Origin of the sequence: Streptomyces sirii (assembly GCF_045690365.1) — a bacterium.
Taxonomy (GTDB): domain Bacteria; phylum Actinomycetota; class Actinomycetes; order Streptomycetales; family Streptomycetaceae; genus Streptomyces; species Streptomyces sirii.
On the sequence record NZ_CP147982.1, the window covers coordinates 7,303,284 to 7,317,674 of the forward strand.

Sequence of the window (14,391 nt, forward strand, 5' to 3'; positions counted from 1 at the left end):
CTTAGAACTCTCTCCAGCCGCATTCAGGCGGCCGGGAGAAAGGCGGTCCCACGATGATCGGCGTGCGAAACGTACGTATGGTTCGACCCGTCAATGTCCTCAGCGCGGCGGCCCTGGTGGCGGCCCTCGCGCTGGTCACCGGATGCAGCAGCTCCGGGGGCAAGGGCTCCGAAAGCAAGCCCGGGGCGTCCGGTAGCGCCGGAAAGACCGCCGGCACGCCCCGGCTGACCATCGGCATGGTCAGCCACTCCGGTGAGGGCGACACCTTCTGGGACATCGTCCAGAACGGCGCCAAGGCGGCCGCCGCCAAGGACAATGTGAAGTTCCTCTACGCCAGCGACAAAGAGGGCTCCAAGCAGGCCCAGCTGATCCAGTCCTACATCGACGCGAAGGTCGACGGGCTGATCGTCACGCTCGCCAAGCCGGAGGCCGTCAAGGCCGCGGTCCGCAAGGCCGTCGCGGCGGGCATCCCGGTCATCACCATCAACTCGGGCGGCGAGTTCTCCAAGGCGTACGGCGCGCTGACGCATATCGGCCAGGACGAGTCGGTGGCCGGCCAGGCCGTCGGCGAGGAGCTCACCGGCCGGCACGCCAAGAAGGTCCTGTGCGTCATCCACGAGCAGGGCAACGTGTCCCTGGAGGACCGCTGTGCGGGCGTCCGCAAGGGCTTCGACGGCAAGGTCGAGAACCTCAACGTCGACGGCACCAACGCGCCGGCCTCGCAGTCCTCGGTCGAGGCCAAGCTGCAGTCCGACAAGTCCATCGACTCGATCGTCACGCTCGGTGCCCCGATGGCGGCGATCTCCGTCAAGGCCAAGGAGGAGGCGGGCAGCGACGCACAGGTCGCGACGTTCGACCTGAACCCGGCCGTGGTCAAGCTCCTCAAGGCCAAGGACGTCGCCTTCGCCGTCGACCAGCAGCCCTACCTCCAGGGCTACGAGGCGGTGGACCTGCTCTGGCTGAACAAGACCAACGCCGATGTGCTCGGTGGCGGAAAGCCGGTGCTCACCGGTCCGGCCCTGGTCGGCCAAGAGGACGTTCCGAAGTTGGAGGAGTACACCGGGCGCGGGACCCGGTGAAGCCGTAACGGAAGGCGGGACCCGATGAACCGGTACAGATCGCCGGTAACGGATACTTGGGCGGCTGGAGCCGGCCGCCCGGTAACGGCGTGCGACACCGTGAAGGCGCAGCCAGGACGGCCCGGCGGGGCCGGAAGGGCGAGACAGCCAGGACGGCCGGCGCAGCCAACACGGCCGATACAGCCAACACAGCGTGACATCAGCGGGAAGGGCAAGTCCTCGTGGCAAGGGTTCGGAGAAGGGGACGCGTCGTGAGCGCCGTGGTGGCGGCGACGCTCGGCGCCTCCCTGGCGGGATGCAGCGCCACCGGAGGCAAGCGCGCCGAGGAGGAGCGCGCCGCCCAGGCCGCCGGCGGCAGGGCCGCGGTGAACACCCCCAGGTGGACGTTCGCGATGGTCACCCACTCGGGAGACGGCGACACGTTCTGGGACATCGTGCAGAACGGCGCCGAGCAGGCCGCCGCCAAGGACAACATCAAGTTCGTCTACGGGCACGACAAGGAAGCCAGCCGGCAGAGCCAGCTCGTGCAGTCCTACATCGACCAGAAGGTCGACGGACTGATCGTCTCGCTGGCCAAGCCGAACGCCATGAAGGACGTCGTCCGCAAGGCCGAGAAGGCCGGTATACCGGTGATCACGGTGAATTCCGGGGCCGAGGAGTCCAAGGCGTTCGGCGCGCTCAGCCATATCGGCCAGGACGAGACGGTGGCCGGCGAGGCCGTCGGCGAGGAACTGAACAAGCGCGGCAAGAAGAAGGCGCTCTGCGTCCTGCACGAGCAGGGCAACGTCGGTCATGAGCAGCGCTGCGACGGTGCCGAGAAGACGTTCAAGGGCGATCTTCAAAAGCTCTATGTCGAGGGCACGAACATGCCCGACGTGCAGTCCTCGATCGAGTCCAAGCTCCAGTCGGACCGCGGTATCGACTCCGTCGTCACACTCGGCGCTCCGTTCGCCGCCACCGCGGTCAAGGCCAAGGAGCAGGCCGGCAGCGAGGCCGAGATCGACACCTTCGACCTCAACGCACAGGTCGCGGACGGCCTGAAGAACGACTCGCTGGGCTTCGCGGTCGACCAGCAGCCCTATCTCCAGGGCTACGAGGCGGTCGATCTGCTCTGGCTCTACAAGTACAACTCCGACGTTCTCGGCGGCGGCAAGCCGGTGCTCACCGGCCCCCAGGTGATCACCAAGAAGGACGCCGCCGCGCTGCAGGATTACACGAAGCGGGGAACACGATGAGCACCACCGACGCACCACCTCTGCAGCCCGCGGGCCCGCCCGCCAAGCACGCCGACGAACGCCTGCTGCACCGCTCCCTGGCGCGCCGCCTGATGGGCCGCCCCGAACTCGGCTCGGTCGTCGGCGCGGCCGCCGTCTTCATCTTCTTCACCTTCGCCGCCGAACCCTTTCTGCAGGCGTCCAGCCTCTCCACCGTGCTGTACGCCTCGTCGACGATCGGCATCATGGCCGTGCCGGTGGCGCTGCTGATGATCGGCGGCGAATTCGATCTCTCGGCCGGTGTCATGGTCGTCAGCTCGGCGCTGATCTCGTCGATGGTCAGCTACCAGATGACGGCCAACACCTGGGTCGGCGTCGGGGTGTCGTTGCTGGTCACCCTCGCCATCGGGGTCTTCAACGGAATCCTGCTGACCCGTACGAAGCTCCCGAGCTTCATCATCACGCTCGGCACGTTCTTCATGCTGACGGGCCTGAACCTCGGCTTCACCAAGCTGATCAGCGGCACCGTCTCCACGAAGTCCATCGCCGACATGGAGGGCTTCGAGTCGGCCCGTGCGCTCTTCGCCTCGCATCTGACGATCGGCAGCGTCGACATCCAGATCACCATCCTGTGGTGGATCGTGCTGGTCGCGGTGGCCACCTGGATCCTGCTGCGCACCCGCGTCGGCAACTGGATCTTCGCGGTGGGCGGCAACTCCGACGCCGCACGGGCGGTCGGCGTCCCGGTCACCAAGACCAAGATCGGCCTCTATATGGGCGTCGCCTTCGCCGCCTGGGTCTCCGGACAGCACCTGTTGTTCTCGTACGACGCGATCCAGTCCGGCGACGGGGTGGGCAACGAATTCCTCTACATCATCGCCGCGGCGGTCGGCGGCTGTCTGATGACCGGCGGCTTCGGCTCGGCGATCGGTGCCGCCGTCGGTGCCTTCATCTTCGGCATGACCAGCAAGGGCATCGTCTACGCGCAGTGGAATCCGGACTGGTACAAGTTCTTCCTCGGCGCGATGTTGCTCCTCGCCACACTCCTGAACGCATGGGTCCGTAAGCGGGCGGAGGAGAAGTCATGACAGACCTGGACAAGAAGACCGCCGAGGGCGGGAAGACGGCCCTGGTCGAGCTGGCGGACGTCAGTAAGTTCTACGGCAACATCAAGGCGCTGGAGGGCGTGTCCCTGGAGGTGCACGCGGGGGAGATCTCCTGTGTGCTCGGCGACAACGGTGCCGGCAAGTCCACCCTCATCAAGATCATCGCGGGGCTGCACCAGCACGACGCCGGCACCTTCACCATCGAGGGCGAGGAGACCACCCTCTCCTCCCCGCGCGAGGCCCTGGACCGCGGTATCGCCACCGTCTACCAGGACCTGGCCGTGGTCCCCCTGATGCCGGTGTGGCGCAACTTCTTCCTCGGATCCGAGCCGACCACCGGGGTGGGCCCCTTCAAGCGGCTCGACGTCCGCACGATGCGCGAGACCACCCGCAGCGAACTGCTGCGGATGGGCATCGACCTGCGCGACGTCGACCAGCCGATCGGGACCCTCTCGGGCGGTGAACGGCAGTGCGTCGCCATCGCCCGGGCCGTCTACTTCGGTGCCAAGGTCCTCGTACTGGACGAGCCGACGGCGGCGCTCGGCGTCAAGCAGTCCGGCGTCGTGCTCAAGTACGTCGCGGCCGCCCGGGACGCCGGGCTCGGCGTGGTGTTGATCACCCACAATCCGCACCACGCCTACCTCGTCGGCGACCGTTTCGTCCTCCTCAAGCGCGGCACGATGGCCGGCAGCCACGCCAAGTCGGAGATCGCCCTGGAGGAGCTGACCCGCCAAATGGCGGGCGGCAGCGAACTGGAACAGCTCAGCCACGAGCTGGCCCGCACCGCGACACCGGAATTCCCCGGCGGCCACCGGCCCGAGTGATCACCGGCCCTTGCTTCCGCGCCCCGCGGTCCGCCGCGGGGCGCGGAAGCATGTGCGCGGTGCGCCGCACGGCCCTGGTGATGCACAATCGCAGCGAACCAGTACATCGAGGCCTCGGCCTCCCGAGACCCCGCAGGGACGAGACGACTCTTGCGCGCACGCAGCCGCCGCGACCACAACGGCGAAGAGGTGGGTCGATGAGCATGTACCGGGACCGGGTGCACCGCGGATCCGCCAGAGCCACCGTGCTGCGCACGGTCGGCACCCGCGAGCGGCGCTCGCATCTGACCGCCCCCCGTGTGCCCACCGTCGGCATCGACATCGGCGGCACCAAGGTCATGGCGGGCGTGGTCGACGCCGACGGCACGATCCTGGAGAAGGTCCGCACCGAGACGCCGGACAAGTCCAAGAGCCCCAAGGTCGTCGAGGACACCATCACCGAGCTGGTGCTCGACCTCTCCGACCGGCACGACGTCCACGCGGTGGGCATCGGCGCGGCCGGCTGGGTCGACGCCGACCGTTCCAATGTGCTCTTCGCCCCCCATCTGAACTGGCGCAACGAGCCGCTGCGCGACCGGCTCGCCGGCCGGCTGGCCGTCCCCGTCATGGTCGACAACGACGCCAACACCGCCGCCTGGGCGGAGTGGCGGTTCGGCGCAGGTCGAGGCGAGGACCACCTCGTGATGATCACCCTCGGTACGGGCATCGGCGGCGCCATCCTGGAGGACGGCGCGGTCAAGCGCGGCAAATACGGTGTGGCGGGCGAATTCGGCCATATGCAGGTCGTCCCCGGCGGCCACCGCTGCCCGTGCGGCAACCGCGGCTGCTGGGAGCAGTACAGCTCCGGCAACGCCCTCGTGCGGGAGGCCCGGGAGCTGGCCGCCGCCGACTCCCCGGTCGCGTACAACATCATCGAGCGGGTCGGCGGCCGTATCGGCGACATCACCGGACCGCTGATCACCGAGCTGGCCAGGGAGGGCGACGCGATGTGCGTCGAACTCCTCCAGGACATCGGCCAGTGGCTCGGCGTCGGCATCGCCAACCTCGCCGCCGCCCTCGACCCGTCCTGCTTCGTCATCGGCGGTGGTGTCAGCGCCGCCGACGACCTCCTGATCGCCCCGGCCAGGGACGCCTTCCGGCGCCACCTCACCGGCCGCGGCTACCGCCCCGAAGCCACCATCGCCAAGGCCCAGCTGGGCCCGGAGGCCGGAATGGTCGGCGCCGCCGACCTCGCCCGCCTGGTGGCCCGCCGATTCCGCCGCGCCAACCGCCGGCGCGTGGAGCGCTACGAACGCTACGAACGGGCCGGCCGCCGATGACCGAAACCGAGTCACCCACCATGCACGACGACCACCTCCCCGCCCCGCCGCCCCGGACCAAGCGCCGCCGCCCCGTGCTGATGGCGCTGATCGTCTTCCTGCTGATCGCGATCCCGGCCGGCTACATCGTCATCTCCGCCGAGCAGAGCCGCGACAGCGGCGAGGGCAAGGAGCAGGAGGCCGCCGCCACCGGCCTGACCAACGCCTTCCCCTCCAAGGTCCAGCAGCGGATCTACAACGTGCCGGTCCCGATCGGCTCCACCCCGGTCTGGTACTACGAGACCAACTCCTGGCAGACCAGCTCGCTGTTCGTCCAGTTCCGGACCAACGACTGGGGCCTGGAGCACTACCTCAAGGCCGTCGGCACCAGCACCGCCGCCCTCAAGAAGGACCACAAGACGATTCCGCCCGAACAGGCGGCGAAGGTCGGCTGGGACTTCGGCGTCGACTGGCCGTGGGCGGGCACGACGACCACGAGCAAGGCCCCGCATCCGTACCAGCGGATCATGGTCAGCTATGACGAGCCGGGACATCCGGTCGTCTACACCGTCTCGACGGTGCGGTTCTGACCTGCGCGTATCCCGCTCTGGGCGCGGACGGCGGCCATGTTCCGACGGCCCTTCCTGACCCGGACGTAAGGACCGCGTCAGAGAGCCGGTAGCGTGGCCGGGTGAGTGAGAAGACCCTGCAGCACCGGATCGACGGCCCCGACGACGCCCCCGTACTCGTACTGGGCGCCTCGCTCGGTACCACCTGGCACATGTGGGACCGGCAGATCCCCGAGCTGACGCGTCACTGGCGCGTGATCCGTTTCGACCTGCCCGGTCACGGCGGCTCGCCCGCGCACGCGGCGCCTTCCATCGCCGAACTGGCCGACCGGCTGGTCGCCACTCTCGACGCGCTCGGCGTGGACCGCTTCGGCTACGCCGGCTGCAACATCGGCGGCGCCATCGGCACCCAGCTGGCGCTCACCCGTCCCCACCGGGTCACCTCGCTGGCCCTGGTGTCCTCGTCGCCGCGCTACGGCACCGCCGACGCCTGGCGCCAGCGCGGTGTGGTCATCCGCACCAACGGACTCGACCCGATCGCCCGCACCTCCCCGGAGCACTGGTTCACCCAGGGCTTCGCCGGGGCCCAGCCCGCGATCGTCGAGTGGGCCGTCCAGATGGTGCGGACCACCGACCCCGGCTGCTACATCGCCGCCTGTGAGGCGCTGGCCTCCTACGACGTACGGTCCTCGCTCGGCCGGGTCGGCGTGCCCACACTGGTCGTCGTCGGCTCCGAGGACCAGGTCACCCCGACCACCGACGCCCGCACCCTGGTCGCCGGCATACCCGACGCGAGCCTGGCGCTGGTGCCCGGCACCTCCCACCTCGCGCCCGTCGAGCAGCCCTCGGCCGTCACCGAGCTCCTCATCCGGCACTTCTCCACCGCCTGGCACGACAAGCCGGGCCCCGGCGGCCAGGCCGCCATCGGCGCCGCGGCCCCCAAGCCGCAGCTCGCGCCCCCGCCGCCCCCGCAGGCGCCGCCCGCCGCCATAGAGTCCGGCCTCGCCCAGCCGGACCAGCACCGCGGCGGTACGTACGAGGCGGGCGTCAAGATCCGCCGCGAGGTCCTGGGCGACGCCCATGTCGACCGGGTCGAGTCCGCCACCGACGCCTTCACCGAGGACTTCCACGACTTCATCACCCGCTACGCCTGGGGCGAGACCTGGTCCCGCCCCGGCCTGGATCGCCGTACCCGCAGCATCATCACGCTCACCGCGCTGGTCGCCCGCGGCCACCAGGACGAGCTGGCGCTGCACACCCGCGCGGCCCTGCGCAACGGCCTGACTCCCACGGAGATCAAGGAAGTCCTGCTGCACACCGCCGTCTACTGCGGCGTCCCGGCCGCCAACTCCGCCTTCGCGGTCGCCCAGCGGGTGATACGGGAGGAGACCACGCCGGAGGCGTGAGGCCGGTGGGCCCGGCTCGTCGCGCCTCCCGGCCGCCCGTGGGGCCCCTCTGGACTCCCGCGCATCTCACCCCCCACCGGCCCCGCGCGCGGCAAGATGGCGGCCATGGAACTCACCAAGAAGACCCACGCCTGTGTCCGGCTGGAGAAGGACGGGCAGACGCTCGTCATCGACCCCGGTGTCTTCAGCGAAGCGGACGCGGCCGTGGGAGCGGACGCGATCCTGGTCACCCACGAGCACCGGGACCACTTCAACGAGGACCGGCTGCGCGCGGGCATGGAGGCCAACCCCGGCGCCGAGATCTGGACCCTGGCCAGCGTCGCCGAGCAGCTCTCCGCGGCGTTCCCCGGCCGGGTGCACACGGTCGGCGAGGGCGACACCTTCACCGCGGCCGGATTCGAGGTCGAGGTGCACGGCCAACTGCACGCCGTCATCCACCCCGACATCCCGCGCATCACCAACGTCGGCTACCTGCTCGACGGCGGTGCGGTGTTCCACCCGGGCGACGCGCTCACCGTCCCCCAGGGCCGTACGGTCGACACCCTGCTGCTGCCCGTCCACGCGCCCTGGAACAAGGTCGCCGAGGTGATCGACTACGTCCGCGAGGTCGCGCCCCGGCGGGCCATCGACATCCACGACAGCCTCCTCCAGGACCACGCCCGGCCGATCTACGACACCATGATCGACCAGCTGGGCGGTACCGACCACGGCCGGCTCACTCCCGGCGGCAGCACCCTGGTCGGCTGAGCGCCGGACCGGCCGGGAGCCGACTGTCGGTGCCGGGCTGTAGGTTTGCAGACATGCGCATCGCGACCTGGAACGTCAATTCGATCACCGCCCGCCTCCCGCGGCTGCTGGCCTGGCTGGAGAGCACCGGCACGGACGTGCTGTGCATCCAGGAGACCAAGTGCAGCGCCGAGCAGTTCCCGTACGACGAGCTGCGCGAGCTGGGCTATGAGGCCGCGGTCAACGCCAACGGGCGGTGGAACGGCGTGGCCCTGGTGTCCAAGGTGGGGCTGGAGGACGTGGTCCAGGGGCTCCCGGGCGGCCCGGACTACGAGGGGGCGCAGGAGCCGCGTGCGATCTCGGCGACCTGCGGCCCGGCCCGCGTCTGGTCGGTGTACGTCCCCAACGGCCGCGAGATCGACCATGCGCACTACACCTACAAGCTCGGCTGGTTCGAGGCGCTGAAGACCGCGGTCGCCGAGGACGCGGCGGGCCCCCGCCCGTTCGCGGTCCTCGGCGACTACAACGTCGCCCCCACGGACGAGGACGTCTGGGACCCGGCGGTGTTCGTCGGCGCCACCCATGTCACCCCCGCCGAGCGCGCCGCCCTGTCGGCCCTGCGCGAGGCGGGTCTGACGGACGTCGTCCCGCGCCCGCTCAAGTACGACCGGCCGTACACCTACTGGGACTACCGCCAGCTCGCCTTCCCCAAGAACCGCGGTATGCGCATCGACCTGGTCTACGGCAACGAGCCGTTCGCCAAGGCCGTCTCGGACGCCTACGTGGACCGCGAGGAGCGCAAGGGCAAGGGCGCTTCGGACCATGCCCCGGTGGTCGTGGACCTCGACGTCTAGGTCGGTATAACGGCTGGTCGGTGACGCACCCGGCCTGGGGTCCGTCCGTCGCATCGGACTTCAGGCGAGGCCGCTCAGCTCTCGCCGGGGGACGCCGTCTCGGGTGGCGTGGGATGGCGGGCGGGGTCGTCGGCGGTCAGGCTGCCCAGGAGGCTCAGCGCCTGTTCCGAGGAGCTGTCGGGGGCCGCTTGGTAGACGACCAGCTGCTGCCCGGGGGCGCTGTTGACGGTCAGCGACTCGTAGTCCAGCGTCAGTTCCCCCACCAGGGGATGCCGGAAACGCTTGGTCTCGCGGGTCTTCTGGCGAATGTCGTGGCGGGCCCACAGTCGGCGGAACTCCGGGCTCTTCAACGACAGTTCGCCGACCGTACGGACGAGCTGCGGGTCGTCGTGGTCGGTGCCCGCCGCCGATCGCAGTCCGGCCACGGCGTCGTTCGCCACCCGCGCCCAGTCCGGGTAGAACGCCCGGGCGTCCGGATCGAGGAACACCAGGCGCAGCAGATCGTCGCTGTGGGTGTGGCCGGCGAACAGCGCCCGGCCCAGGGCGTTGTCGGCCAGCACGGTCAGACAACGTCCCAGCACCACGGCCGGCGTACGGTGCCAGCCCGCCATCATCCGCAGCAGCACCGGGCTGACCCGCTCCGGCCGGGTGCGTGACCGATCCCGCTCCGGCGCCGGTCGCGTCAGTCGGTGCAGGTGGTCCGCGGCGTCCTCGCCCAGGTGCAGGGCCCGGGCCAGGGCCTCGACCACCTGCGCGGAAGGGCTCCGTTCGCGGCCCTGCTCCAGCCGTATGTAGTAGTCGGTGCTGACCCCGGCCAGGATCGCCACTTCCTCCCGACGCAGCCCCGCCACCCGGCGCCGGCCGGACACCGGCAGTCCCGCGTCCTCGGGCTTGATCAGGGCGCGGCGGGCACGGAGGTACTCGCCGAGCGGGTTCGCGCTGTCCATGACCGCCAGCCTAGGCACGGCGAAGCCGGCGCGGGAGCCCGGAAGGTGGCCGTGGAACTCCTAGGCCCGCTGCTCCCGGGAGAGGCGTTGCCTGGTCCCCGCGATGAGCCCGCCGCAGGGTGAGGGCATGACTTCCACCCCCTTGACCAACGCCTCTTCCTCCCTCACCACCGCCATCGGCGATGACCGGCCCACCGGGCCCCTGGCCGGCCGGGTCGCGATCGTGACCGGTGCCTCCAGCGGGATCGGCGCGGCCACCGCCCGCCGCCTGGCCGTCGGCGGGGCGCACGTCGCCCTCCTGGGCCGCCGCGAGGACCGGCTGACGGACCTGGCCGACGAGCTCCGCGCCACGGCCACCGGGGCCCTGCTGCCAGTGGCCGTCGACGTGACCGACCCCGAGGCACTCGACACCGCCGCCCGCGCCATCGCCTCGGCCCTCGGGCCCGTCGACCTCGTCGTGGCCAACGCCGGGGCGATGCTCGGCGCCCCCTTCGAGGCCGCCCGGACCGACGAGTGGGACCGCATGATCGACGTCAATCTCCGCGGTCTGCTCCACACGGCGCGGGCCTTCACCGACGGCCTCCTGTCCGCCGCGGCCGACGGCCGTCCCGCGGATCTGGTGCACGTGGGGTCCGTGGCCGGCCACGCCCTCTTCCCCAACTGGTCGGTCTACTGCGCCACCAAGGCCGCCGTCGCCCACCTGACCCGCAATCTCCGCGCCGAACTGGGGCCCCGCGGCGTCCGTGTGAAGAACGTGGAACCCGGCGTCACCGTCACGGAACTCGGCGCGGACATGCACGACGCCGATCTGCGCACGTCATTGGCTCGTATGCGGACCGACCTGCGCCCGCTGGCCGCCGAGGACATCGCCGAGGCCATCGCCTTCGCCGTCTCCGTCCCCCCGCATGTCAACATCGCCGATATGGTCGTCGTCCCTGTGCAGCAAGGCTGACCCCGGCGCCCCGGGAGCAGCGCGCCTCCCGGGGCGCCCGGCCTCACCCCCGCCGCCCCGGCACCAGTGCCCGCAGGTCCACGGCATCTCCCAGCGCCTGCAGGCCCGCGTCGCCGGGGTGGAGATGGTCGCCGCTGTCGTAGGCGGGCAGCATGCGCTGGGGGCGTTGCGGATCGCGCAGTACGGCGTCGAAGTCCAGTGCCGCGTCGAAGACGGTGCCGGCGTTGCCGCGTACGAAGGCGTTGACGGCCTGGCGGCGGGCCTCCATCTCCGGGGTGCAGCCGCGGTAGCCCTCGCAGGGGGCGATGGTGGCGACCACGACCCGCAGCCCCCGCTCGTGGGCCCGCCGGGCGAGGGCCCGGAGACCGGCGACGACCTCCTCGGCCGGGGTCCCCCAGCGCACGTCGTTGACGCCTTCGAAGACCACCACCGTGCGCACCGAAGGCTGCGCCAGCACATCGCGCTCCAGCCGGTGCTGGGCGCTGACCCCGCCGGTGTCCGTGCTGACCCCGTCACCCTGATAGCGGTCGGTGACGATCCGGTTCGCCGAGATGCCGTGGTTGAGCACGCCGTAGCGGGGCAGCGCGCTCTGCGCCTGGAAGCGGCGGGCGAGGACGTCCGGCCAGCGCCGGTTGGCGCCGCCGGTCGACTTCACCCCGTCGGTGATCGAGTCGCCCAGCGCCACGATCGAGCCGGGCCCGCCGTCCACGTCGACACCCGTCAGGAACGGCCAGAAGGTCATCGTCTCCGGATAGCCGCCGCCCTCGGCGTCTCCCGTACGGTCCCCGCTGCCGTCCGCGCTCAGATACGACAGCTGGGCCGCCTCCTGGTGCACCGGCGCCGCCGTCACCGTGCCCGGCAGATGGATGCTCACCAGCAGATCGGTGCCGGCGGGGACGGTGAAGGGCGCCGGGTCGCTGACGGCCTCGGCGCCGGCCGGTATCCGGGTGCCGGTCCGCCCCCGTCCGAAGGTCAGCGGCACGGGCTCTCCGTCGGCCGTCGCCCCCGCGCCGCGCACCGCGATGCTGGCCGCCCCTATGCCGACCGGCGCCGCCGCGAAGGTGTTGGCGATCCGGATCCGCGCCCGCGGCCCGCCCGCCCCGCTGTGGACGACCAGCCGCAGCGTACGGTCCGTCCAGGGCCCGACGGCCCGGTAGCCGGCCGTGCTCGCCGCCCAACTCCCGGTCCGGCCGCGCCCGCCGTCCCGGACCGACACCGCGAAGACATGCAGTCGGGCCCCCGTTTCCGGCGCCTTGGGCAGCACCACGGACGCCACCTCCCGCTCGGCCCGCAGCGGTACCGACACCGCGTACAGCCGCGCGGGCCCGACCGGTCCGTCGTCCGCGCCGTTGACGTGCGGCAGCGCCACCGCCTTGGTGCTGAGCGGGCCGGACAGCCAGTCGGGCGCGGTGAGTTCGTAGGAGCCGCGCGAGCCGTCCCGATAGCGCACGGTGCCGGTGCCGGACGCCGCGCCGCCCGTCCCGGCGACCAGGAACGTCAGCGCCTCGCCGCGCCCGCGCACGGCCACCGACTGCCCGTCCGCCCGCAGGTTGTCCGGCGTCCCGGCCGCCGTACGCGGCCAGGTGAGGCGGGTCGCGTCGATGGTGAGCGCCCTCCCGGGCGTCCAGCCGGCCGCCGCCAGGTCCTGCGCGGACAGCGAGCGGCCGGCGCCGTCGAAGTCGGCCGCGCCGGGTGCGGAGTTGTCGCCGACCGCCGTGTTGTCGAAGAGTCTCGCCAGCGGCAGCGGGCGGGGCGGGTGGTGCGCCGGGCCGGGTGCCGCGGCCATGGCCGGGCCGGCGGAGAGGGTGGCGGGCAGTGCCGTCGAGGTGAGCAGCAGGATCAGGGTGGTTCCCCATCGTCGTAGGCGCATCGGTCGGTGTCCCTCCGGGGGCGTCAACGGGTAGGTGCGCACTGCGATCCGGCCGTTCCCCCGGGGTGCGGGGGAGCGTTGCCGGATCCGGCCGATCCGATCCGAGCGCCATGAAGGTAGGAAGGCGAGCGGGGGGCGTCAAGGTGACGAACCGGGCCCTCTCGCGCCGCGCGCCTGTGGCCCGCACCACAGGTCGGGTGGGACCCTGCACACCATGAACATGTCTTTCCTGGACAAGTGGCGTAGGCGTCAGCACGCGCACCGGTCCGTGCCGCTCGCGGAGTCGGTGCGCGCCGATCCCGGAAGCGTCGTCGAGCTGCTGTCCGAATGCGAGCTGCTGCGGACCCAGGCCGCCACCGCGGGGGTGGAACTGGACGACTCCGTACGCTCGTTGGAGCTACTGGACCAGCTGCAGCCGGTATGGCGGGACGACCCGGAAGTGGTGCCCTGGCTCGGCAACGACGCGGGCCTCTACCTCGGCACGGTGCTGGTGCGCACGGTGCGCGGCGCGGTCTGGCATGTCTGGCCCAACGGGCAGCCGGTGGTCCGGCTGGAGTCCGGGCGGGAGGTCGACGTGGTCGCGGCGGGCCATGAATGGGCCGATGTCGGCGCGCCGGAGCTGTCCCAGGTCTACGCCGAGGCCTCCGAGGCCTGACACCCACCGGGGAGGCCAACGGGCTTACCTGATTTATCCACCCTTATCCGCTGGTACGTGCGTGTCAGCGAAGAACCGCCCCTTTCGCCCCGGTAGGTTGCGGGCTCTGCGCTGTACGGATGAGAGTGGGCAGGTTCTGCATATGGCCGGTGATGCGCTGATTGAGCTGCGCGGGGTCAACAAGCACTACGGAAATCTGCATGTCCTCCAGGACATCGACCTCACCGTCGGCCGCGGCGAGGTGGTCGTGGTCATCGGGCCCTCCGGCTCCGGGAAGTCCACCCTGTGCCGGGCCATCAACCGCCTGGAGGCCGTCGAGTCGGGCACCATCAAGCTGGACGGCCGGCCGCTGCCCGAGGAGGGCCGCGCGCTGGCCCAGTTGCGCGCCGAAGTCGGCATGGTCTTCCAGTCGTTCAACCTCTTCGCCCACAAGACCGTGCTCGCCAACATCATGCTGGCGCCGATCAAGGTCCGTAAGAAGAAGAAGGACGAGGCCGCGCGGCGCGCCCGCGAACTCCTGGACCGGGTCGGGCTCGCCTCGCAGGCCGACAAGTACCCCGCACAGCTCTCCGGCGGCCAGCAGCAGCGCGTCGCCATCGCCCGCGCGCTGGCCATGGAGCCCAAGGCGCTGCTCTTCGACGAGCCGACCTCCGCGCTCGACCCGGAGATGATCAACGAGGTGCTGGAGGTCATGCGCCAGCTCGCCCGGGAGGGCATGACGATGGTGGTGGTCACGCACGAGATGGGCTTCGCCCGGTCCGCCGCCAACCGCGTGGTGTTCATGGCCGACGGCCGGATCGTCGAGGACCGCACCCCCGAGGAGTTCTTCACCGCGCCGCGCAGCGAACGGGCCAAGGACTTCCTCTCCAAGATCCTCAAGCACTAACGGGG

At 71.1% G+C, this 14,391-nt stretch carries 14 protein-coding genes; 12 read left to right on the forward strand and 2 right to left on the reverse strand.

The window, feature by feature from the left end; all coding sequences use genetic code 11:
* The first annotated feature begins 53 nt into the window (after positions 1–53).
* The 9 genes from WAB15_RS32445 (at position 54) to WAB15_RS32485 (ending at position 9,076) form a co-directional block, all read left to right on the forward strand.
* Positions 54–1,079 carry a sugar ABC transporter substrate-binding protein gene (locus tag WAB15_RS32445; RefSeq protein ID WP_407288416.1) on the forward strand — a complete coding sequence of 342 codons (1,026 nt, stop codon included), beginning with the start codon at positions 54–56 and terminating at the stop codon, positions 1,077–1,079.
* A 260-nt stretch (positions 1,080–1,339) separates the two neighbouring features.
* On the forward strand, positions 1,340–2,314 hold the full coding sequence (locus WAB15_RS32450; protein WP_399148974.1) for a sugar ABC transporter substrate-binding protein: 975 nt from the start codon (positions 1,340–1,342) through the stop codon (positions 2,312–2,314).
* Entirely contained in the window at positions 2,311–3,381 is a 1,071-nt protein-coding gene (locus tag WAB15_RS32455) for an ABC transporter permease (RefSeq protein ID WP_399148815.1), read from the forward strand. Before WAB15_RS32450 ends, WAB15_RS32455 begins: the two co-directional genes overlap by 4 nt.
* Positions 3,378–4,223, forward strand: a complete 846-nt coding sequence (locus tag WAB15_RS32460) for an ATP-binding cassette domain-containing protein (protein ID WP_399148816.1) — start codon at positions 3,378–3,380, stop codon at positions 4,221–4,223. The genes WAB15_RS32455 and WAB15_RS32460 overlap by 4 nt, the downstream gene beginning before the upstream one ends.
* A 197-nt stretch (positions 4,224–4,420) precedes the next feature.
* Positions 4,421–5,542, forward strand: a complete 1,122-nt coding sequence (locus WAB15_RS32465) for an ROK family glucokinase (protein ID WP_384436056.1) — start codon at positions 4,421–4,423, stop codon at positions 5,540–5,542.
* A complete protein-coding gene (locus WAB15_RS32470; RefSeq protein ID WP_399148817.1) occupies positions 5,539–6,111 on the forward strand; it encodes a hypothetical protein in 573 nt (190 codons plus the stop codon). Before WAB15_RS32465 ends, WAB15_RS32470 begins: the two co-directional genes overlap by 4 nt.
* A gap of 101 nt (positions 6,112–6,212) precedes the next feature.
* Positions 6,213–7,496: a 4-carboxymuconolactone decarboxylase gene (gene pcaC, locus WAB15_RS32475; RefSeq protein ID WP_399148836.1), complete on the forward strand. Its 1,284-nt coding sequence runs from the start codon at positions 6,213–6,215 to the stop codon at positions 7,494–7,496.
* A gap of 105 nt (positions 7,497–7,601) precedes the next feature.
* A complete protein-coding gene (locus WAB15_RS32480) occupies positions 7,602–8,243 on the forward strand; it encodes an MBL fold metallo-hydrolase (RefSeq protein ID WP_399148837.1) in 642 nt (213 codons plus the stop codon).
* Between the two features lie 53 nt (positions 8,244–8,296).
* Entirely contained in the window at positions 8,297–9,076 is a 780-nt protein-coding gene (locus tag WAB15_RS32485) for an exodeoxyribonuclease III (RefSeq protein ID WP_407288417.1), read from the forward strand.
* Between the two features lie 74 nt (positions 9,077–9,150).
* On the opposite strand, the gene WAB15_RS32490 is transcribed toward WAB15_RS32485, so the two are convergent.
* Complete coding sequence (locus tag WAB15_RS32490) at positions 9,151–10,023, reverse strand: helix-turn-helix transcriptional regulator (protein WP_407288418.1); 873 nt, start codon at positions 10,021–10,023, stop codon at positions 9,151–9,153.
* Between the two features lie 127 nt (positions 10,024–10,150).
* On the opposite strand from WAB15_RS32490, the gene WAB15_RS32495 reads away from it, so the two are divergent.
* On the forward strand, positions 10,151–10,975 hold the full coding sequence (locus WAB15_RS32495) for an SDR family oxidoreductase (protein ID WP_407288419.1): 825 nt from the start codon (positions 10,151–10,153) through the stop codon (positions 10,973–10,975).
* Positions 10,976–11,018: 43 nt separating this feature from the next.
* Here the strand turns inward: WAB15_RS32495 and WAB15_RS32500 are convergent, their stop codons facing one another.
* Positions 11,019–12,845 carry an SGNH/GDSL hydrolase family protein gene (locus tag WAB15_RS32500; protein WP_407288420.1) on the reverse strand — a complete coding sequence of 609 codons (1,827 nt, stop codon included), beginning with the start codon at positions 12,843–12,845 and terminating at the stop codon, positions 11,019–11,021.
* Positions 12,846–13,059: 214 nt separating this feature from the next.
* Here WAB15_RS32500 and WAB15_RS32505 point away from each other — a divergent pair, with 214 nt between their 5' ends.
* Positions 13,060–13,500, forward strand: a complete 441-nt coding sequence (locus tag WAB15_RS32505) for a DUF6278 family protein (protein ID WP_399148842.1) — start codon at positions 13,060–13,062, stop codon at positions 13,498–13,500.
* 142 nt (positions 13,501–13,642) lie between these two features.
* Positions 13,643–14,386 (forward strand): amino acid ABC transporter ATP-binding protein, encoded by a 744-nt coding sequence (locus tag WAB15_RS32510; protein ID WP_393489736.1) that lies wholly within the window; start codon positions 13,643–13,645, stop codon positions 14,384–14,386.
* The last annotated feature ends 5 nt before the right edge of the window (positions 14,387–14,391 follow it).

Bases quoted from the DNA above. Each gene is read 5' to 3' on its own strand.
- WAB15_RS32490 (WP_407288418.1), bottom strand. From the start codon at position 10,023: ATGGACAGCGCGAACCCGCTCGGCGAGTACCTCCGTGCCCGCCGCGCC.
- WAB15_RS32500 (WP_407288420.1), bottom strand. From the start codon at position 12,845: ATGCGCCTACGACGATGGGGAACCACCCTGATCCTGCTGCTCACCTCG.
- WAB15_RS32470 (WP_399148817.1), top strand. From the start codon at position 5,539: ATGACCGAAACCGAGTCACCCACCATGCACGACGACCACCTCCCCGCC.
- WAB15_RS32495 (WP_407288419.1), top strand. From the start codon at position 10,151: ATGACTTCCACCCCCTTGACCAACGCCTCTTCCTCCCTCACCACCGCC.
- WAB15_RS32510 (WP_393489736.1), top strand. From the start codon at position 13,643: ATGGCCGGTGATGCGCTGATTGAGCTGCGCGGGGTCAACAAGCACTAC.
- WAB15_RS32460 (WP_399148816.1), top strand. From the start codon at position 3,378: ATGACAGACCTGGACAAGAAGACCGCCGAGGGCGGGAAGACGGCCCTG.
- WAB15_RS32455 (WP_399148815.1), top strand. From the start codon at position 2,311: ATGAGCACCACCGACGCACCACCTCTGCAGCCCGCGGGCCCGCCCGCC.
- WAB15_RS32505 (WP_399148842.1), top strand. From the start codon at position 13,060: ATGAACATGTCTTTCCTGGACAAGTGGCGTAGGCGTCAGCACGCGCAC.
- WAB15_RS32465 (WP_384436056.1), top strand. From the start codon at position 4,421: ATGAGCATGTACCGGGACCGGGTGCACCGCGGATCCGCCAGAGCCACC.
- WAB15_RS32485 (WP_407288417.1), top strand. From the start codon at position 8,297: ATGCGCATCGCGACCTGGAACGTCAATTCGATCACCGCCCGCCTCCCG.
- WAB15_RS32445 (WP_407288416.1), top strand. From the start codon at position 54: ATGATCGGCGTGCGAAACGTACGTATGGTTCGACCCGTCAATGTCCTC.
- WAB15_RS32480 (WP_399148837.1), top strand. From the start codon at position 7,602: ATGGAACTCACCAAGAAGACCCACGCCTGTGTCCGGCTGGAGAAGGAC.